Raw genomic sequence first — 18,209 nt, forward strand, 5'->3', positions numbered from 1 at the left:
AGTCCTCAGAAGCCCTCAGAAAGGCGATGCGCCGATGTTGCTCGACCCCGGCATGGATCTCACCCTGCGGCCGATGCGCTACCCGGAGTTCTACGAGCGCTACCGGGCCGCGATCCGCAACACCTGGACGGTCGAGGAGGTGGACCTCACCTCCGACCTGGCGGACCTGGCGAGGATGACGCCCGAGGAGCGTCACCTGATCAACCGTCTCGTGGCCTTCTTCGCCACCGGCGACTCGATCGTGGCCAACAACCTCGTCCTCAACCTCTACCAGCACCTCAACGCCCCCGAGGCGCGCCTGTATCTCAGCAGGCAGCTGTTCGAGGAGGCGGTGCACGTCCAGTTCTACCTCACCCTGCTCGACACCTACCTGCCCGATCCCGACGAGCGGGTCAAGGCGTTCGCCGCGGTCGAGCACATCCCCTCGATCCGCGACAAGGCGGAGTTCTGCTTCCGCTGGATCGACTCGCTCGGCGGGCTGACCCGGCTGGAGACGCGGGAGGACCGGCGGGCGTTCCTGCTCAACCTGATCTGCTTCGCGGCGTGCATCGAGGGGCTGTTCTTCTACGGGGCCTTCGCCTACGTCTACTGGTTCCGCTCCCGGGGCCTGCTCGGCGGCCTGGCCACCGGGACGAACTGGGTCTTCCGCGACGAGTCCATGCACATGGAGTTCGCCTTCGGTGTCGTGGAGACCGTACGGGCCGAGGAGCCGGACCTGTTCGACGACAAGCTCGTCGAGCAGGTCACCCGGATGATCGAGGAGGCGGTCGCGGCGGAGCTGGCCTTCGCGGCCGACCTGTGCGGTGACGGCCTGCTCGGGATGAGCGTGGACCAGATGCGCCGCTATCTGGAGTACGTGGCCGACCAGCGCCTGGTCAGGCTCAGGATGCCCGTCAGGTACGGCACGGCCAACCCGTTCGCGTTCATGGAGTTGCAGGACGTGCAGGAGCTGGCCAACTTCTTCGAACGCCGGGTTTCCGCCTACCAGATAGCCGTCGAAGGGAATGTCACGTTCGACGAATCCTTCTGATTAGCTGTCGGTCCGGGAAGAGAACGACGGGGCAGAGAGACGACGAGGGGGACGCCTCACGTGTCCAGCTGGATCATCATGATCGGTTCCATCGTCGCCGCCGTCGTGGCGGTGGAGGTGGTGCGACGGGTGTTGCGCTCGCGGCTGATCGGCGAGAGATGGGTCCTCGCCGGTCCGCTCGTGCACCGCTGCACCTGGCCGGGGTTCGCCACGGCCGTCGTGGCGACGGCCCACACCATCTACGAACCGGGCATGGCGGAGGGCTCGCTCGGCCAGGTGATCGACCGCGCTCTCAGCCTGGCGATGATCGGGTGCGCCACCTGGCTGATCATCCAGGCAGCCTACGCGGTCACCGACGTGGTCCTGGAACGCCTGATCGCCGTCGAGGGCGAGGCCAACCGCAGAGCCCGCCGCATCCGCACCCAGATCACCCTGGTCCGCAGGGTCGCCTCCGCGGTGATCATCGTGCTGGCTCTGGGCGCGATGCTCTTCACCTTCCCGCAGGTGCGGGCGCTGGGAGCCGGACTTCTCGCCTCGGCGGGTATCGCCGGGGTCGTCGTCGGCATCGCCGCCCAGTCGACCCTGGGAAACATGCTCGCCGGGCTGCAGCTGGCCTTCAGCGACGCGCTCCGCCTGGACGACGTCGTGGTGGTGAAGGGGGAGTGGGGCCGAATCGAGGAGCTCAGCCTGACCTACGTGGTGCTGCGGCTGTGGGACGAGCGACGGCTCGTCCTGCCGGTCTCCTACTTCACGGCGAACCCGTTCGAGAACTGGACCCGGCACAGCAGCCGGGTGATCGGTCACGTGATGATCCGGGTCGACTGGTCGGTGCCGGTGGACGAGCTGCGCGCCGAGCTCTACCGGGCCCTGCGCGAGCACCCGCTCTGGGACCAGAAGGACTGGACCCTGCAGGTCACCGACACCCTTCCCAACGGGCTGCTTGAGCTGCGCGCGCTGATGAGCGCCGCCGACTCCGCCAGCGCCTGGGATCTCAAGTGCGACATGCGCGAGCACATGGTGGCCTTCGTCCGCGACAGGTATCCCGAGGCGCTGCCCCGTTTCCGGGTCGAGACCCCGCCCCCCTCCGCGACCGTTCCCGGGACGCTCACCGGCCTGATGGGCGCGGGGCTCATGTCGCGGGGCCTGGGCGGGGACGCCCGCGAGCGGGACGGCTTCGCCCAGCGGGACGGAGACCAGCCGGATCCGGTCTGAGGCGACAGGCAGGCGCCAGGGCATCCGGTTTGTTCTGTTTCAGGGAGCTCCACCGGGGCCGCCGGAGTCCGCAGGTCAGCAGGACCCCCGCTCCGGCGGCCGACTCGCGGACGAGGGCCACCATGTGCGCCCGCACGGCGTCGGTGGCCTCGGCGAGGCCGCCGACGTTCGGTGTCCGGCGAGAGGGGCGGGGGTCAGCGCTCGACGATCTCGTTCTTGCCGATGACGACGATGCCGCCGTTGGTCACCGCGAAGCGGCTGCGGTCGTACTCCAGGTCGAAGCCGATCCTGGCGCCGTCCGGGATGATCACGTTCTTGTCGACGATGGCCTTGCGGACGATGGCGCCGCGGCCCACCTTCACGTTGCCCATCAGGACCGAGTCCTCGACCTGGGAGTGGGAGTGCAGCACCACGCCGGGGGAGAGGATGGAACGCTCGGCGAGCCCGCCGGAGACGATCGCGCCCGCGGAGACGAGGGAGTCGATCGCCCTGCCCACCCGGTCGCCGTCGTTGTGCACGAACTTGGCCGGGGGGAGCGGATCGTGGCCGGTGTAGATGGGCCAGCTGCTGTTGTAGAGGTTGAAGACCGGATGCGCCGAGATGAGGTCCATGTGGGCCTCGTAGTAGGCGTCGAGCGTTCCGACGTCCCTCCAGTAGCCCCGGTCGCGCTCGGTGGAGCCGGGCACGATGTTGTCGGCGAAGTCGTACACCTCCGCGCTGCCCGACTTCACCATCATCGGGATGATGTTGCCGCCCAGGTCGTGCTTGCTGGTCGGGTCGAGCGCGTCCTCCCTCAGCGCGTCGATCATCGACTGGGTCTTGAAGACGTAGTTGCCCATCGAGGCGTAGACCTGGTCGGGCGCGTCGGGCAGGCCCACCGCGTCCTTCGGCTTCTCGCGGAAGGCCGTGATCTTGCGCCCGGCGGGGTCGGTCTCGATGACCCCGAACTGGTCGGCGAGCGAGAGCGGCTGCCGGATCGCGGCCACGGTCACCTCGGCACCGCTCTCGATGTGCTGCCGCACCATCTGCTGCGGGTCCATGCGGTAGATGTGGTCGGCGCCGAACACGATGACGTGGTCGGGCATCTCGTCGTAGATGAGGTTCAGGTTCTGGAACAGCGCGTCGGCGGAACCGGAGAACCAGTGCGGCCCGAGGCGCTGCTGGGCGGGGACCGGTGTGACGTAGTTGCCGAGCATCGCCGACAGGCGCCATGTCCGGGAGATGTGCCGGTCGAGACTGTGGTTCTTGTACTGCGTCAGCACAACGATCTGGAGGTAGTGGCCGTTGGCGAGATTGGACAGTACGAAGTCGACGAGCCGGTATATCCCCCCGAAAGGCACCGCAGGCTTCGCTCGATCAGCTGTCAGAGGCATGAGCCTCTTACCTTCTCCACCGGCGAGCACGATCGCGAGGACTCTCATAGGTGGACCTTAACCTGATGAACAGGGATGAAACACTAGGCTGATCGCATGCGAGTGGATCTGCTGACCCGTGAATACCCCCCCGACGTCTACGGAGGGGCGGGAGTTCACGTCGAATACCTCGCCCGGGAGTTGCGCAGGCTCGCCGACACCCGGGTCCGCTGCTTCGGAGCACCACGACCGGAGGAGGGCGTCGCGGCCTACCGGGTGCCCGGCGGGCTGGAGACGGCCAACGCAGCGCTGCAGGTGCTCGGCGTCGACCTGGAGATGGCCGCCGGGTGTGAGGGCGCCGACCTGGTACACAGCCACACCTGGTACGCCAACTTTGCCGGCCACGTCGCCAAGATGCTGTACGGGACGCCTCACGTGGTGACCACGCACAGCCTGGAGCCGCTGCGGCCGTGGAAGGCCGAGCAGCTGGGCGGCGGTTACACGCTGTCATCGTGGGCCGAGCGCGGCGCGCTGGCGAGCGCCGACGCGATCGTCGCGGTCTCCGAGGGGATGCGCCGCGACGTGCTGGCGAGCTATCCGGAGATTTCGCCGGAGAGGGTCACAGTGATCCACAACGGGATCGACACCGGCGAGTACGCCCCCGACCGGGACACCGACGTCCTGGAACGGCACGGCATCGACCCGAGCAGGCCCTACGTCGTCTTCGTGGGCCGCATCACCCGGCAGAAGGGCCTCGTCCACCTCCTCCACGCGGCACGCGACTTCCACCCCGACGCCCAGCTGGTGCTCTGCGCGGGAGCCCCTGACACGCCCGAGATCGCCGCCGAGGTGACCGCGCTCGTGCGCGGGCTCGACCGCGAGGGCGTCGTGTGGATCTCGGAGATGCTTCCCCGCCCCGAGGTGATCCAGATCCTCACCCACGCCACCGTGTTCGTCTGCCCCTCCGTCTACGAGCCGATGGGCATCGTCAACCTGGAGGCGATGGCCTGCGAGACCGCCGTCGTGGCCACCGCGACCGGCGGCATCCCCGAGGTCGTGGCCGACGGCTCGACCGGCCTGCTGGTCCCGATCGACCAGGCCGCCGACGGCACCCCGCACGACCCCGACGCCTTCGCCGCCGACCTCGCCGAGCGCGTCAACCGGCTGCTCGCCGATCCAGCCCTCGCCACCCGGATGGGCGAGGCGGGAAGGATCCGCGCGGTGGAGCACTTCTCCTGGGAGCGCATCGCCGAGCGGACGATGGAGCTCTACCGGCAGGTCGCCCGCCGGTAGGTTGCCGGCCTCCGCCGGGTGACGGTCTCTCGCGAGGCGGGGCCTACGGCGGTGGTCTCCCGCGGTGGTTCCCCGGTGGTCTCCGGCGGTGACGAGGTGGGGTCCTAGGCGGTGATGAAGTGCAGGATCACGTTGTGCACGTGGTGCGCCTTGTTGTCGCCCCGGAACTCCACCTCGTAGGTGTGGGTGCCCACGTGGATCGCGATGGCCCCCGAGGAGAAGAACGAGCCCGCGATCGACTTGTTGCTCACCACGCTCACCGCGGAGACCTTGTTGTAGGGGATGCTCGTGATGGCGATCTTCTTGCCGACGAACGACTTGTCCTGCACGATCACCCGCTTGTCGGTGAGCCCCAGGAAACCGGTGCCGGTACCGATGGCGTCGTAGACGGCGATGATCTGCTCGCCGGGCATGAGGCCGCTCTCGATCTGCTGGTACTGCTCCTTGCGGTCGTACACAACCTGAGCCATCAGATCCTCCTTAGGGGGCCGTCGCCTTTAGGTGACGGGGGAATCGGGAGCGGGAGGGCCGTCAAGGCCCGAGCGTGCCCTGGCCGGTCAGGTCTGCGCATGGGGGATCTCCGATCGTCGCACGTTAGATGGACGGCACTGTCATAGTGATCGTGTGACCCGTCAAGTGCGCACCCCCGGCGCGGCGTACGACCTCGGATACCACGTGGTGTGGTGCCCGAAGTACCGCCGCCCGGTCCTGGGCGGGCGGGTCAAGGACCTCCTTGAGGAATTGATTCGCGCCAAGGCCGACGAGCACGGACGGGAGATCGTGGCGCTTGAGGTGATGCCCGACCACGTACACCTGTTCGTCAAGCCGCACCCGAAGAACTCTCCGTCGCATGTGGCCAATCAGTTCAAGGGCTTCACCTCCCACCACCTGCGTGCCGAGTTTCCGCACCTGCGCTCCCAACTGCCGACGCTGTGGTCACGGTCGTACTTCGTGGCCACGACCGGCGCGGTGTCCGCCGATACCGTGCAGCGCTACATCGAGACCCGATACGAGCGCGTCCCCACCGGTGGGGGGGCTCGTGCGTAGCTCGTTGAAGTTCCTGCTGCGTCCGACCGCCCACCAGCAGGTCGCGCTGACCGCCTGCCTGGACGATCACCGCGCTCTGTACAACGCCGCGCTGGAGCACCGCCGCACCGCGTACCGCATGGCGGGCGTGAGCATCAAGTACGGCGACCAGTCGGCCGACCTCAAGCACATCCGCGCCACCGACGCGGGCGGCCAGGGCCGGTGGTCGTTCTCCTCCCAGCAGGCCACCCTGCGCCGCCTGGACAAGGCGTTCGCCGCGTTCTTCGCCCGCGTCAAGGCCGGGCGCACGCCGGGCTTTCCCCGCTTCAAGGGCCGGGGGCGGTTCGACAGCGTCGAATGGCCGAAGGACGGCGACGGTTGCCGGTGGGACTCCCAGCCCGAACACCCCACCGCCACCTACCTCCGCCTCCAGGGCGTCGGGCATGTCCGCGTTCACCAGCACCGCGCCATGCGCGGCATCGTCAAGACGATCGGCGTCAAGCGGGAAGGTTCGCGCTGGTACGTGATCTTGTCGTGTGATGACGTACCCGCCGAACCGCTTCCCACGACCGGCACGGCCGTCGGAATCGACCTGGGCGTCGCCTCGCTCGTCACCACCAGCGACGGCGAGCACCTGGACAACCCTCGTCACCTGGCCGCGTCCGCCGACCGCCTCGCTGCCGCCCAACGCGACCTCGCCAGGAAGAAGCGCGGCTCCAACCGGCGCCGCAAAGCGGTGGCGCGGGTCGCCGCCCTGCACGGCAAGGTCCGTCGTCAACGCCTCGACGGCGCGCACAAGGCCGCACTCGCGCTGGTCCGCGACCACGACGTCATCGCCTGCGAGGACCTGCGGATCGCGAACCTGACCCGCTCGGCGTCCGGCACCGTCGAGGCGCCCGGCCGTAACGTCGCCCAGAAGTCCGGCCTCAACCGTTCGATTCTCGACGCGGGTTGGGGGGTGTTCCTGACGATCCTCGCGGACAAGGCTGAAAGCGCCGGTCGAGAAGTGATCACGGTGAACCCCGCCAACACCTCCCGCACGTGCGCCGCCTGCGGCCACGTTGCGAAGGAGAACCGCCCCACCCAAGCCGAGTTCCGCTGTCAGCGGTGCGCACACGTCGCGCACGCCGACGTGAACGCGGCGATCAGCATCCTCAGGGCAGGGCTTGCCCTTCGCGATGTCGCGCAAGCGGCTTAACGAGAAGCCGCTCCCTTCAGGAAGCGGAGGAGTCACGACGTTCGCAATCTGTAGGGGGATCTGTGTCTCTGTGAAACGAACGTCCCGGGGGGCAGGTTCCTGGGCGGGTAAGGTCGGCGGGTGAACTTTCAGATGAGGATCACCGATCGTCACGGTGGTGTCAGCGCCGGTCCGTACCGCAGCCGCAACCTGGGAGGCATGTGCGGCGACGAGCCGGACGCGGTCGCGGAGAACAGAGCCAGGACGGCCGCTGAGTTCGGCCTGGAGCGGGTCGTGTTCATGCGGCAGGTCCACAGCGCCGACGTCCGTTATGTCAGAGAGCCCTTCGGCGACGACCCGCCGCCGCTGGACGGGGTCTGTACCGACGTGCCCGGCCTCGGCCTGGCCGCGCTCTGCGCCGACTGCGCGCCCGTCCTGCTGGCCGAGCCGGAGGCCGGACTGGTCGGCGCCGCGCACTCGGGCCGGGTCGGCACCATGTCCGGCGTCGTCACGGCCCTGGTCGAGGAGATGGCCGGGCGCGGAGCGGACCCGGCGAGGATGACCGCGCTGATCGGCCCGATGGCCTGCGGCACCTGCTACGAGGTCCCCGCGGACATGCGTGAGGAGGTCGCGGTGATGCTTCCCGAGGCGTGGTCGATCACCCGCCAGGACACCCCGGCCCTCGACCTGCGGGCCGCGATCACCTCGCAGCTGGGCAAGGCGGGCGTCGGGGAGATCACCCACGACACCCGCTGCACCATCGAGAGCCCTGACCTGTTCTCCCATCGCGGGGAGGGGACGACCGGCAGGTTCGCGGGCTACGTCTGGCTGGAGCCCTGACCAGCCCTCACCCCGGTCCTGGCCCGCGTACGGAGGGAAGGCCGGTCCCGGTCGCCTAGGGACCTGCCCGGTCCCCTCCGGTCGCGGTCGCCTACGGGCCCCGCCCGGCCCTCCCCGGTCACGCGGTGTCGATCACGACGCGGCGCGCTCCAGCACGACCACCGGGATCTCCCTCTCGGTCTTCGTCTGGTAGTCGTCGTAGGCGGGCCAGGCCGCGGCCATGATCGACCACATCTCCGGTTTCTCCTCCGGGGTGGCGGTGCGTGCCCTGGCCTTGAACCGGTCGCCCAGCACCTGGACCTCGACCTCGGGGTCCGCCTGGAGGTTGAGGTACCACAGCGGCGGATCGTCGGCGCCCCCCTTGGAGGCGACCACGAGGAGGTCGTCGCCGTGGCGCTGGTAGATGAGCGGGGTGGAGCGCCGCTCGCCGGACCTGCGGCCGACGGTGGTGAGGATCAGGGTCGTGGTGCCCTGCCACTCGTGTCCCTCGGCGCCGTCGGTCGCCTGATATCTCGCCACATGCTCTTTTCCGAACAGCATGATCTATCCCCTCTGACGATTGCGCGGGTCGATGCCCGACAGTGTGATCTATTCCCTCTGACGATTGCGCGGGTCAATAATCGACAGAGGGAATCCATCACACCGGGTCGATCAATCCGCCGACAGGATGCTTCCGTAGGCGCGGGCGGCCAGGTCCGCGATCAGATCGTGCGCGCCGAGGACCTCGGCGCACTCGGCCCCGATCTCCTCCGCGGCCGCGTTCGCGAGCCCTGAAGGCGCCTCAGGGCCCAGCAGGCAGGGGGAGACGGCGATGCGCTGGGCGCCGATGCCGCGAAGCCGCCCGGCCGCGTCCGCCACGGTGGGCGCGCTGTCGAGGGAGGCGACCAGGACGGGCAGGGTGAGCCGCGAGGCCAGCAGCACCGCCGTCGGCTGTGCCTCCGCCGCCGCGATCTCGCCGCCGACGGTGGCAAGGATGACCGCGTCGACCGGGCTGGAGACGTTGAGCAGCCGCATCCGGTCGGCCCGCGCCAGGCTTCTCTCCGACAGGCGGATGTGCAGGGCCTCGGCAAGCAGCGGGTGCGGCCCCAGGGGGGCGGTGACCGTCACCGGGACCTTGCTGGAGGCGACCGCCGCGGAGATCAACTGGTCGGCGACCGGGTGCGGGCCGGTCAGCAGCGGAACCACGATGGCGGCCGTCGCGTCCTCGGGACGCTCCCTCGCCGCCGCCTCCAGTTCGGAGGTCAGTCCTTTGCCGTCCTCGCCGAGCGCGGCCAGTCGGACCTGGATCTGTGGATTGTCCCCCCGGATGAGGGCCGCGAGCTCCGCGGCGGTGCCGGAGGCGTCGCCGAGCGCGGCCAGCACGAGTGCTGGGGCCTCGGGCGGGAGCTGGGAGGGCACGGGCCTGCGGTGCCTTCCGGAGGGCCGTACCGGGCGCCCTCGTACGGGGAGGATGGGACTCTCGCTCACATGCGCGGACTCTAGGGGCATTTGACACTTCCCGTGACCGGAAACGGCAGCATTTCCGTCACAACATTTGTGGAAAGGGGTGGGGAACCCGGCTTCCGGGCGGGTTGGTGACCGGGCGTGCGCCCAGCTCACAGCCGGTATGCGCTTTGCTCGCGGCCGGTACGCGGTCGGCTCATGTCCGGCGTGCGACCGGGTCACGACCGGCGCGTCGGCGAGTGACCGGTTCATGGTGGGTGGGTGGGCGGTGTTCGGCTGGGAAACCCGTCAGGTCAGACGTCACGGTGCCCCTCCCACTCGTCCTCCAGCGCCGAGTGCACGATGGAGTCGCGCCAGACCCCGCGGGCTCGTACGTGGTGCCTGATCCTGCCCTCCTCGACCATCCCGGCGACCAGCATCGCGAGTTGGGCGGCGGTGTTGGCGGGGGAGCGGGCGCCCCAGATGCGGTGCAGGCGCAGATCGCGGAAGCCGAACGTCAGGATCAGCCGGATCAGGTCGGTGCCGATGCCCCGGCCCCAGTGGTCGGGACGGAGCCCGAGGCCGATCTCCGCGCTGTGCGGGTGGTCGGCCTCGATGTGCAGCCGGGCGACGCCGAAGGCCTCGCTGTTGTCGAGGTCGGTCACCGCCAGCACGTAGAGACGCCGAGGCTCGACCTCCGAGGCGTCGATCGCCTCGATGATCGTTTCCTCGACCTCCTCGCGCGTGCGGGGGTCGAACGGCAGGTGCTCGGTGGCCGTCGGGTCACCGTATACGGCGTGCAGGGCGTCCACGTCATCGATGGTGATTTCCCTGAGCCGGAGTCTCTTGCCCGAGATCTCAACGTGGCGCATGCGCAGACGCTAACGTCTCGGAGCGCTCACGGCTAGAGATCTTTCCGGTAAGCGGACATACCATCATTTTAGTGATCTTATACGCATGGCTCCGTGTGTGCCCAGGGCCAGGATTCCTGCGCCACGACTCAGGCGACACGGTCTCGCCCGTGTCCGGAATCGGACACGGGCCGGCTCCCGTGCGGTCGGCTTCGCGTGGAGGTCCGCCTCACTTCGCAGGGAGCGACGCCGTCTTCGACGGACATGTCGATCCTCCTTTTGGGGGAAGGGCACCGGAGGGCGGTGGCCGGGGATGGCCGTCCCCTGCCACCGGCCCGCCCGGCCCGGTCGCCGAAGTGGCCGAACACGATGCCGCCGAGCGGTCGCGCGACGAATCCGATCGCGTAGGTGAGGAACGCGAGCAGCGTGCCGGTGAGCGGTTCGAAGGTGGGGAAGAAGAGTCTGTTGAAGACCGGGGCCGCGGCCGAACCGTAGAGGAAGATGCTGATAACGGCATATATCCCCTAGCCGTAAACAGGGTGTAATGGGGCACAATAAGCGGATGCTTCCTCCGAATCCGCATGTGATCGTGCTCATCGGCCCCGGTGTGGTCGCGGATCTTCGCCTGCTCACCGAGGTGGCCGACCGGGAGTTCGCGGCGCTCGGGGTCGCCGGTACGGTGTCGGCGACCCCGGACGTGCCCGGCTTCCGGGCGGTGCTGGAGTCCTCGGACGTCCTGGTCGTCCTGCCGGGCCCGGATCCGGAGGCCCGCCGCCTGGCTTCCGAGCGTCCCGACGCGGTCTGGCTCGACCTGACGATGACGCCCCACCCGGCGAAGGCCGACGCGCCCCTTCCGACGGCCGAGGCGGGCACCGGGACCGCGGACGGCGCGGCCTCCACGGGCGGCACGGGGGCCGCCGGTGGCGTGGGCGCCACCGGAGCCACGAGGGCGGCGGGGACCGTGTCGGGCACCCACATGCACGGGCGGGGAATCTGGGGACTGACCTGGGCGATCAGGCACGCCGTCCATCGCCTGCGCCGGCCCGCGCGCAGGATCGCCTACGGTGACCACCCCGACCAGTGGGCGGAGGTCCGCTCCCCGTACGGAGACGATCCTGCGCGGGGGCAGGCCCTCGCCACGACGTCGCCGCCCGGAAGCGCCGGGCAGGCGTCCGCGGTTCCGCCGGGTGAGGCGGAGGGGCAGGCGCCCGTCGCCGCGGCGCCGGACGAGATGCCGGACGGGATCGACGGGCGGGCCCTCGCGGCGCCGGGGGAGAGCGGCGAACAGGTGCCCACCGCGGTGCTGCTGCACGGTGGTTTCTGGCGTTCGATCTGGGGCGCGGACCTGATGGACGCGCTCGCCGTCGACCTCGCCGAGCGCGGATTCGTCGCCTGGAACCTCGAGTACCGCCGCCCCGACCTGCACGGCTGGGACGCGACCACCGAGGACGTCGCCCGGGGCGTCGCCCTCGCGGCGGAGAGCGCGAACGGCCCGCTCGTGGTGATCGGCCACTCGGCGGGCGGACAGCTCGCGCTGCGCGCCGCCGCCGACGACCACCGGATCACCCTGGCCGTCTCCCTGGCGGGGGTGCTCGACCTGGCCGAGGGGGATCGCAGGCACACGGGCACCGGCGCGGTCGCCGCCGCGCTCGGCGGATCCCTCGCCGAGGTGCCCGACGTCTATCGGAGTTCGGGGCCGCTGGAACGGCTTCCGGTAGGAGTGCCCCAGCTCATCGTGCAGGGCGGCGGGGACGACCTGGACCTGGTGGACTTCAGCCGCCGCTACGCGCGAGCCGCCCAGGCGGCGGGCGATCAAGTGACATATCTCGAAATGTCGGGCGATCATTTTGACGTCATCGACCCCGCCTCACCGATCTGGCGGGCCACCGCCGGGGCGGTCGCCGAGCACCGAACCCCCTCCTGAAGCGCTTCCACCGATCGAAGGACTCGTCAGCTTCTCGGCCGTGAACGACCGAGCTTGCAGCTCCTCGCCGTCGATGGCTTCGACGGTCCGGTCCGCGTCAGGCAGCGTGACTCACTGCCCAGCCCGTCTCACCGCGTGCGGCGATGTTGCGGGCTGCGTTGACGTCCGCGTGCTCAGCGAAGCCGCACGACGTACACGAGAAAGAGGCTTGATCGAGCCGGTTCTTGCGGTCCACCTGCCCACACGACGAGCACTGCTGGGAGGTGAAAGCCGGATCGACGTGGATGAGGGCGACCCCGGCCCGGGCCGCCTTGTAGCCGATGAAGCTCCCTAGTTGGTGGAAGCTCCAGGAATGCAGCGTGACCCGCTGGGGCTTGCGAAGCCGTACCCGGTCCCGGATGCCCTGGAGGTCTTCCAGGGCGATGCCGGAGCCGGTGCGTTCTGCCTCGGTCACGATCTGCTTGGCGATGACATGGTTGGTGTTGGCGGCGAACCGCGCTTCTTTGCGGCGGCGCCGTTTGAGCAGCCGCTTGGCGGACTTGGTGCGTTTGGACTGCAGGCGGCGGCGTAGCTCGCGCTGGCGGTGCCTGACCGCGTTCAGCGCTTTGCCGCAGTGACGGGTGCCGTCGCTGGTGGTGGCGAGGTTGACGATGCCCAGATCCACCCCCAGGAAGGCGCCGGGGTCCTTGACGCGGGGGGTGGGCACCTCGCAGGTCGCGATCAGGAACCACCTGCCGTCGCGGTAGACCAGATCGGACTCGCCCCTGCGGTGGGCCGACAGGGTCGTGAGCTGCTGGGCGGACGCGGTGAACTGAAGGTTCTTCAGCCTGCCGGCCACCGACCAGATCGACACCGTCCGCGCGTCGATCTGCCAGGACAGGCAGCGGTCGTCGAACGGCTGGGCGGCGTCGGCGCGAAAGACGATCGGCGTGGATTGGGCCCGTGCCCGGCGGGCAGAGCCCACCTTGCCCAGGTTCCCGGCTCGGAGGTTGGCGTGCAGGGTGGCGTAGGCGTCGGCGACCTTCTTGACGACGTGCTGCGCGGCCTGAGCGGCCAGCCCGTACCTGTCCTTGATCTGCGTGTAGGTGTGCTTGCGCAGGTCGTAGTTGCGAAATATGCGCTGCTCGTGGGCTTGGCGGGAGACCTGGCAGGCGGCCGTGTTGACCGCGCGCAGGGTCGCCTCCAACGCTGTCGCCTGCTCGGGCGTTGGCAGGAGCTTCACCCGCACCACCAGTTTCACAATCGCACACACTACCCATCGGCCCCTGTCGCCGCCGTGAAAACCTGAACCCGATATCCGCAGGGGCCGCACCGCCCGTCTACAGCCTCCATGCGCAGTTAGTCTTCACTCCCACATACCGGCGGAAAGTGTTCACCGGCGAGATGCCGCACCGCGGTGAAGCCATCATGATCGAGGTATGCGACAACGTCGGCGCCGTCCTGGCCGAGGTCAACGGCGAGCACGATCATGTGCACTTGCTGGTCGGCTACCCGCCCGAAGTGGCCCTGTCGGTCCTGGTCAACTCCTTCAAGGGCGTCTCGGCCCGGCTGCTGCGCGAAGAGTTCGGCCCGCACGTGCGTCAATATCTGTGGGGCGGGCAGTTGTGGTCCCCGTCCTACGTCGCCGCCTCCTGCGGCGGCGCCCCGCTGTCGATCATCAAGGAGTGCATCGAAAGCCAGAAACGGCCGGACTGATCTGCTCACATGAACCAGCCGTCACGGCACCGTTCGGGCCTGGAGGCCCTCCCGCGCTGTCGTTTCCTCCCGGGCGTAAACGTCCGGGGTTCCACGCCAGATTCCGCTGAAAGGTCCCTCGACAGGAGAAGGCCCGCGATTCCGGCCTCGAAACGATTCCCGCCCCGAAGGGTGAGCGCCCGTCCGGCGAAGGCCCACCGAGCCGGGTCGCCCGACCTGGCGGACCCACCCAGGCCCACCCCTCGGAGGCCCGTCGGAGGTCCGTCAGAGCGAGGAGAGCGGGCGCCAGGGGACCGGGCTGGACAGCACCATCATGCTCGACGGGTGGCCGTAGGGGGCGAGCCGGTCGATCATCTCCTCGAAGGCCGTCATCGAGGAGGCGGCCACCCGCAGCAGGCAGCAGGCGTCACCGGTCACCCGGTGCACCTCCAGGATCTCCGGCCAGGCGAGCGCCTGCTCGTCGCGGAGCACGCAGCGGGGCCCGTAGCACGACATCCTGATCAGTGCGGCCACCCCGCGCCCGGCCAGTGCCGCGTCCACCCGGGCGTGGTAGCCGGTGATCACCCCGGTCTCCTCCAGCCGCCGCACCCGCTCCGCCACCGCCGGAGCGGACAGGTGCACCCGGCGCGAGAGCTCGCTGTACGACAGACGTGCGTCGTCCTGCAACTCGGCCAGCAGCGCCCAATCCATCGCGTCCACGGTCACACTCCGTCACGTCGTAACTTGATCTGCCCGATGCCTTACGTTCCGAAGGCTCAGCCCAATAATCGCCTTTCTTCCATTATTTCCGTACAGACCGATACAGACCACCATGGAGGTACGCAGGCGGAGGAGGAGTGATGACCGGCATCAAGCAGCTCACAGAGCAGGACCGTAAGGCGCGCGCCGAGGCCAACGAGGGGCTGCCGACGCTGGGCTTCGAAGAGGGCACGCCCTACGACGACTACGTGGGGACCGCCGCACTGCGCGGCATCCAGCGCACCCTCACCGACGTTCCCGAGGAACTGCCGTTCCTGGTCACCACCCAGGTGATGGAGCTCTACTTCGGACTGCTCCGCACCGAGTGGCACCTCGCCCAGCGGCAGCTCGACGAGGACGACGCCGACGCCGCGATCTCGACGATCAAGCGCACCGTACGGCACTTCGAGGCGCTCAACGCCGCCTGGGCCGCGCTGAGCTGGCTGACCCCCGCGCAGTTCAACTCCTTCCGCGACGCGCTCGGCGAGGGGTCCGGCTTCCAGTCGGCCCTCTACCGCCATGTGGAGTTCCTGCTCGGCAACAAGTCCGAGGCGCTCATCCGGCCGCACCGCCGCAACCCCGAGGCGTACGAGGAGCTCGTGGAGGCCCTGCACCGGCCGAGCCTCTACGACTCGGTCCTCGCCTTCCTCGCCCGCGCGGGCCACGCCGTCCCCCGTGCGGTGCTCGATCGCGACCTCGCCACCGAGCACGAGCCCGTCCCCGAGGTCGAGGCGGTCTGGGTCGAGGTGTACGGCGGCCCGCTCGCCCCGCTGGCCGAGGCGCTGACCGACCTGGCCGAGCAGTTCTCCGAATGGCGCTACCGGCACCTGATGGCGGTGCGCCGCTCGATGGGCGCCAAGCCCGGCTCAGGCGGGTCGAGCGGCCTGAGCTGGCTGGAGCGGAGCATGCGACGGGAGATCTTCCCCGAACTCTGGACGGCCAGAACCCTGATGTGAGGCGATCCCCGGCGCCTCACCCCGAGGATCCTCCGAGATCCTTCGGACTCTCCGATGCCCGCGCTCGTCAGCGGCCCGCTCGGCGCCCTTCCCCACCGGGGAGGAGGTCAGCCGACCTGGCAGACCGGGCACCAGAAGAGATTGCGGCCGGCGAGCACCTTCGTGCGGATCTCGGTGCCGCACAGGAAGCAGGGCATGCCGGAGCGCCGGTAGACGTAGACCTCGCCGCCGTGGCCGTCGACGCGGGGCGGGCGGCCCATCGCCTGCGGAGTGTGCTCGGGCCTGACCGTGTCGATGTGGCCCACCCGGACGCCGTCGGCCATCAGAAGCACCAGATCCGCCCAGATCGCCTCCCACCGGCCGTGGGTGAGGTCGCGGCCGGGCCGTGACGGGTCGACCCCCTGGCGGAACAGCGCCTCGGCGCGGTAGATGTTGCCCACCCCCGCGACGACCGACTGGTCCATCAGCAGGACCCCGACGGAGACGCGACTGCGGCTGATCCGCCGCCAGGCGATCTCCGGATCGGCGTCCGCGCGCAGCGGGTCCGGCCCGAGCCTGGCGTGCAGCGCGGCCTTTCCCGCGGGGTCGAGCAGCTCGCAGGTGTTGGGGCCGCGCAGGTCGGCGTACTCGCCCGTGTTGCTCAGGCGTAGGCGCACCATCCCTGTCGGGGCGGGCACGGGGACCGGGCCGAAGGCGTACTTGCCGTAGATGCCCAGGTGGACGTGGAGCCACCGCTCGTCGTCGAAACCCAGCAGCAGGTGCTTGCCGTGGGCGTCGGCCTCGGTGAGCACCCGCCCGTCGATCCGCAGGGCCCCGGCGGCGAACCGCCCCTGGGGGCTCTCCGCGTGCACGGCCCGTCCGCCGAACGCCCGCCGATGCTCTCGGGCGAGGCGATGAATGGTGTGTCCTTCAGGCATGATTGATGAGAATCATACGATCCGCGCGGCGATGCTCAGGGCACGGCGGACGCCCGTTCCCGCCGACGCCGGGAACGGCGCCGGGCCAGGGCGTGGACCGACGCGGCGAGAAGGGCCCCGGCCGGGTACGCCACGAGGTCGGCCGCGCCGAACGTGCTGCCGAGCACCAGCCTGGCCACGACGCTCACCTCGGAGAGCGCGGCGGGAACGGGCGTCAGCTGGGCCAGCTCGACCGCCCAGCTGAACGCCAGCGCGCTGATCGCGGCCCGCACCGGCGTGATCCGGGGCCACACCAGCACCACCAGCGCGTAGACGAGCACGGTGTAGAGGGCGTCGCCCGCGTACTTGCCGAACCAGCCGCCGGTGACCGCGCGGACGGTGAGCCCGGCGGCGACGGTCACCACGGCGGCGAGCGCGGCGAGCAGGCGCGTGCGGGAGGAGGGATCTTCCATCAGGGCCATCGCGTTGTCCGATGTACGAAGGTCAGGGGAGGGCGGGCAGGGGGCGGCCGTGCAGCCAGCCGGCGAACAGGTCGTCCAGTGGCCGCGTCGTGCGGCGCGCGGCGAGCGCGGTGAAGGCGTCGGTGGTGACGGTCCCGTGGCGGTGCCCGGCCGTCCACTCCCTGAGCAGCGCGAAGAAGGAGTCGTCGCCGACGGTGCGCCGGAGCGCGTGCAGGGTGAGCGCGCCGCGTTTGTAGACGCGGTCGTCGAACAGCCGCCGGGGACCCGGGTCGGCCAGCGTGAAGTCCTGCGGGAGCGCCGAAAGGCGGCGGTGCCAGCGGTGCGCGTGGTCGTCGGAGGACAGGCCGCCGGAACTCTCCGACCAGATCCACTCCGCGTACGAGGCGAACCCCTCGTGCAGCCAGATGCCGCTCCAGTCGGCCACCGTGAGGCTGTTGCCGAACCACTGATGGGCCAGTTCGTGCGCCACCAGCCGCTCCTCGCCCCGTTTGCCGTCCACGTGGTTCACCCCGAAGATCGACATACCCTGTGCCTCGACCGGGATCTCCAGCTCGTCGTCCACGACCACCACGGTGTAGGAGCCGAACGGGTAGGGGCCGAACCGCTCGCGGAAGACCTCCATCATCCGCTCCTGGCGCCCGAAGTCGTGGCGCACCCGCGTGGCGTATCCGGCGGGGAAGACCAGCCGCGTCCCCGGACCGGCCTCGGCCTGCTGGTAGCGGCCGATCTGCACGCTCGCCAGGTAGGAGGACATCGGCTCGGCCTGCTCGTACACCCACGTGGTCGTCGAGGCCGCCCGCCGTTTGGAGACGAGCTCCCCGTTGGCGATCACCTGGTACACCGAGGCGGCGGTGACCGAGATCCGGTAGGTGGCCTTGTCGTCCGGCCGGTCGTTGCACGGGAACCACGAGGGCGCCCCGATCGGCTGGCCGGCCACGATGACGCCGTCGGTGAGCTGCTCCCAGCCGAGCCCGCCCCAGTGGCTGCTCACAGGGCGGGGGGTGCCCGCGTAGCGGATCTCGACGGTGAACCGGCCGGGGCGCAGCCCGGCGGGCGACAGGTGGAGCTTGCCGCCGCGGTGGGTGAAACGCACCGGCGCGCCGTCGACCAGCACGCCGCTCACCCGCAGGGCGCCGAGGTCGAAGGCGACCCGGGTGAGCGGCCGCAGCGCCACCGCGGAGATCCTGGCCACCCCGCCCAGGCGGTTGGGGCCCACCCGGTAGTCGAGGGTGAGGTCGTAGTGCTCCACCCGGTAGCCGTCGTCGCCGTGCATGGGGAAGTACAGCTGGAGGGTGGAGGTCGTGCTCAAAGCCAC

18 protein-coding genes and 2 pseudogenes are annotated in these 18,209 nt (G+C 69.9%); 9 read left to right on the top strand and 11 right to left on the bottom strand.

Annotation, left to right across the window (positions count from 1 at the left end; translation table 11 throughout):
- Window positions 1-34 precede the first annotated feature (34 nt).
- Both ACIBH4_RS03090 and ACIBH4_RS03095 read left to right on the top strand, forming a co-directional pair.
- Window positions 35-1,030, top strand: coding sequence for a ribonucleotide-diphosphate reductase subunit beta (locus ACIBH4_RS03090; protein ID WP_362505286.1), 996 nt, complete (start codon window positions 35-37; stop codon window positions 1,028-1,030).
- A 60-nt stretch (window positions 1,031-1,090) separates the two neighbouring features.
- Complete coding sequence (locus ACIBH4_RS03095; protein WP_362505289.1) at window positions 1,091-2,242, top strand: mechanosensitive ion channel domain-containing protein; 1,152 nt, start codon at window positions 1,091-1,093, stop codon at window positions 2,240-2,242.
- 194 nt (window positions 2,243-2,436) lie between these two features.
- Here ACIBH4_RS03095 and glgC read toward each other — a convergent pair whose 3' ends face one another.
- Window positions 2,437-3,663, bottom strand: a complete 1,227-nt coding sequence (gene glgC, locus ACIBH4_RS03100) for a glucose-1-phosphate adenylyltransferase (protein ID WP_362505292.1) — start codon at window positions 3,661-3,663, stop codon at window positions 2,437-2,439.
- Between the two features lie 48 nt (window positions 3,664-3,711).
- Here glgC and glgA point away from each other — a divergent pair, with 48 nt between their 5' ends.
- Window positions 3,712-4,887: a glycogen synthase gene (gene glgA / locus ACIBH4_RS03105; protein ID WP_362505295.1), complete on the top strand. Its 1,176-nt coding sequence runs from the start codon at window positions 3,712-3,714 to the stop codon at window positions 4,885-4,887.
- A gap of 104 nt (window positions 4,888-4,991) precedes the next feature.
- On the opposite strand, the gene ACIBH4_RS03110 is transcribed toward glgA, so the two are convergent.
- Complete coding sequence (locus ACIBH4_RS03110) at window positions 4,992-5,357, bottom strand: PH domain-containing protein (RefSeq protein ID WP_362505298.1); 366 nt, start codon at window positions 5,355-5,357, stop codon at window positions 4,992-4,994.
- 154 nt (window positions 5,358-5,511) lie between these two features.
- On the opposite strand from ACIBH4_RS03110, the gene tnpA (ACIBH4_RS03115) reads away from it, so the two are divergent.
- From tnpA (ACIBH4_RS03115) to pgeF, 3 genes are all read left to right on the top strand, one after another.
- Complete coding sequence (gene tnpA / locus ACIBH4_RS03115) at window positions 5,512-5,934, top strand: IS200/IS605 family transposase (RefSeq protein ID WP_362505301.1); 423 nt, start codon at window positions 5,512-5,514, stop codon at window positions 5,932-5,934.
- Window positions 5,927-7,111: a transposase gene (locus ACIBH4_RS03120; protein ID WP_362763254.1), complete on the top strand. Its 1,185-nt coding sequence runs from the start codon at window positions 5,927-5,929 to the stop codon at window positions 7,109-7,111. The genes tnpA (ACIBH4_RS03115) and ACIBH4_RS03120 overlap by 8 nt, the downstream gene beginning before the upstream one ends.
- Window positions 7,112-7,243: 132 nt before the next feature.
- On the top strand, window positions 7,244-7,930 hold the full coding sequence (pgeF, locus tag ACIBH4_RS03125; protein WP_362506306.1) for a peptidoglycan editing factor PgeF: 687 nt from the start codon (window positions 7,244-7,246) through the stop codon (window positions 7,928-7,930).
- A gap of 132 nt (window positions 7,931-8,062) precedes the next feature.
- Here pgeF and ACIBH4_RS03130 read toward each other — a convergent pair whose 3' ends face one another.
- From ACIBH4_RS03130 to ACIBH4_RS03145, 4 genes and pseudogenes are all read right to left on the bottom strand, one after another.
- Window positions 8,063-8,470 carry a nitroreductase family deazaflavin-dependent oxidoreductase gene (locus ACIBH4_RS03130; protein ID WP_362505307.1) on the bottom strand — a complete coding sequence of 136 codons (408 nt, stop codon included), beginning with the start codon at window positions 8,468-8,470 and terminating at the stop codon, window positions 8,063-8,065.
- A gap of 111 nt (window positions 8,471-8,581) precedes the next feature.
- Window positions 8,582-9,397, bottom strand: coding sequence for a CbiX/SirB N-terminal domain-containing protein (locus ACIBH4_RS03135; protein WP_362763251.1), 816 nt, complete (start codon window positions 9,395-9,397; stop codon window positions 8,582-8,584).
- A 269-nt stretch (window positions 9,398-9,666) separates the two neighbouring features.
- Entirely contained in the window at window positions 9,667-10,224 is a 558-nt protein-coding gene (locus tag ACIBH4_RS03140) for a GNAT family protein (protein ID WP_362505313.1), read from the bottom strand.
- A 314-nt stretch (window positions 10,225-10,538) separates the two neighbouring features.
- Window positions 10,539-10,724, bottom strand: a pseudogene (locus ACIBH4_RS03145) (hypothetical protein); the annotation flags it as partial.
- A gap of 41 nt (window positions 10,725-10,765) precedes the next feature.
- On the opposite strand from ACIBH4_RS03145, the gene ACIBH4_RS03150 reads away from it, so the two are divergent.
- Complete coding sequence (locus ACIBH4_RS03150) at window positions 10,766-12,127, top strand: alpha/beta hydrolase (RefSeq protein ID WP_362505322.1); 1,362 nt, start codon at window positions 10,766-10,768, stop codon at window positions 12,125-12,127.
- Between the two features lie 97 nt (window positions 12,128-12,224).
- Here ACIBH4_RS03150 and ACIBH4_RS03155 read toward each other — a convergent pair whose 3' ends face one another.
- Window positions 12,225-13,367, bottom strand: a complete 1,143-nt coding sequence (locus ACIBH4_RS03155; RefSeq protein WP_399171359.1) for an RNA-guided endonuclease InsQ/TnpB family protein — start codon at window positions 13,365-13,367, stop codon at window positions 12,225-12,227.
- A gap of 55 nt (window positions 13,368-13,422) precedes the next feature.
- Between ACIBH4_RS03155 and tnpA (ACIBH4_RS03160) the strand changes: the two are divergent.
- Window positions 13,423-13,822: pseudogene (tnpA, locus tag ACIBH4_RS03160) on the top strand (IS200/IS605 family transposase).
- Window positions 13,823-14,086: 264 nt separating this feature from the next.
- Here tnpA (ACIBH4_RS03160) and ACIBH4_RS03165 read toward each other — a convergent pair.
- Complete coding sequence (locus ACIBH4_RS03165) at window positions 14,087-14,512, bottom strand: Lrp/AsnC family transcriptional regulator (RefSeq protein WP_362506312.1); 426 nt, start codon at window positions 14,510-14,512, stop codon at window positions 14,087-14,089.
- Between the two features lie 149 nt (window positions 14,513-14,661).
- Between ACIBH4_RS03165 and ACIBH4_RS03170 the strand changes: the two genes are divergently transcribed.
- Window positions 14,662-15,516: a tryptophan 2,3-dioxygenase family protein gene (locus ACIBH4_RS03170; protein WP_350943850.1), complete on the top strand. Its 855-nt coding sequence runs from the start codon at window positions 14,662-14,664 to the stop codon at window positions 15,514-15,516.
- A 107-nt stretch (window positions 15,517-15,623) separates the two neighbouring features.
- On the opposite strand, the gene ACIBH4_RS03175 is transcribed toward ACIBH4_RS03170, so the two are convergent.
- From ACIBH4_RS03175 to ACIBH4_RS03185, 3 genes are read right to left on the bottom strand one after another with little or no spacing between them, the layout of a single operon-like run.
- Window positions 15,624-16,433: a DNA-formamidopyrimidine glycosylase family protein gene (locus ACIBH4_RS03175; RefSeq protein ID WP_362505329.1), complete on the bottom strand. Its 810-nt coding sequence runs from the start codon at window positions 16,431-16,433 to the stop codon at window positions 15,624-15,626.
- A gap of 35 nt (window positions 16,434-16,468) precedes the next feature.
- Window positions 16,469-16,885, bottom strand: a complete 417-nt coding sequence (locus tag ACIBH4_RS03180) for a DUF2809 domain-containing protein (protein ID WP_362765450.1) — start codon at window positions 16,883-16,885, stop codon at window positions 16,469-16,471.
- A gap of 31 nt (window positions 16,886-16,916) precedes the next feature.
- Window positions 16,917-18,209 (bottom strand): M1 family metallopeptidase, encoded by a 1,293-nt coding sequence (locus ACIBH4_RS03185; protein WP_362765452.1) that lies wholly within the window; start codon window positions 18,207-18,209, stop codon window positions 16,917-16,919.

Source organism: Streptosporangium sp. NPDC050284 (assembly GCF_044459525.1).
In the GTDB taxonomy this organism is placed as follows: Bacteria; Actinomycetota; Actinomycetes; order Streptosporangiales; family Streptosporangiaceae; genus Streptosporangium.

Excerpts from the sequence above, each read along its gene's own strand:
- ACIBH4_RS03175 (WP_362505329.1), bottom strand. The coding sequence starts at position 16,433 with ATGCCTGAAGGACACACCATTCATCGCCTCGCCCGAGAGCATCGGCGG.
- ACIBH4_RS03165 (WP_362506312.1), bottom strand. The coding sequence starts at position 14,512 with ATGGATTGGGCGCTGCTGGCCGAGTTGCAGGACGACGCACGTCTGTCG.
- ACIBH4_RS03180 (WP_362765450.1), bottom strand. The coding sequence starts at position 16,885 with ATGGAAGATCCCTCCTCCCGCACGCGCCTGCTCGCCGCGCTCGCCGCC.
- ACIBH4_RS03140 (WP_362505313.1), bottom strand. The coding sequence starts at position 10,224 with ATGCGCCACGTTGAGATCTCGGGCAAGAGACTCCGGCTCAGGGAAATC.
- ACIBH4_RS03130 (WP_362505307.1), bottom strand. The coding sequence starts at position 8,470 with ATGCTGTTCGGAAAAGAGCATGTGGCGAGATATCAGGCGACCGACGGC.
- ACIBH4_RS03090 (WP_362505286.1), top strand. The coding sequence starts at position 35 with ATGTTGCTCGACCCCGGCATGGATCTCACCCTGCGGCCGATGCGCTAC.
- ACIBH4_RS03170 (WP_350943850.1), top strand. The coding sequence starts at position 14,662 with ATGACCGGCATCAAGCAGCTCACAGAGCAGGACCGTAAGGCGCGCGCC.
- pgeF (WP_362506306.1), top strand. The coding sequence starts at position 7,244 with ATGAGGATCACCGATCGTCACGGTGGTGTCAGCGCCGGTCCGTACCGC.
- glgC (WP_362505292.1), bottom strand. The coding sequence starts at position 3,663 with ATGAGAGTCCTCGCGATCGTGCTCGCCGGTGGAGAAGGTAAGAGGCTC.
- glgA (WP_362505295.1), top strand. The coding sequence starts at position 3,712 with ATGCGAGTGGATCTGCTGACCCGTGAATACCCCCCCGACGTCTACGGA.
- ACIBH4_RS03110 (WP_362505298.1), bottom strand. The coding sequence starts at position 5,357 with ATGGCTCAGGTTGTGTACGACCGCAAGGAGCAGTACCAGCAGATCGAG.
- ACIBH4_RS03150 (WP_362505322.1), top strand. The coding sequence starts at position 10,766 with ATGCTTCCTCCGAATCCGCATGTGATCGTGCTCATCGGCCCCGGTGTG.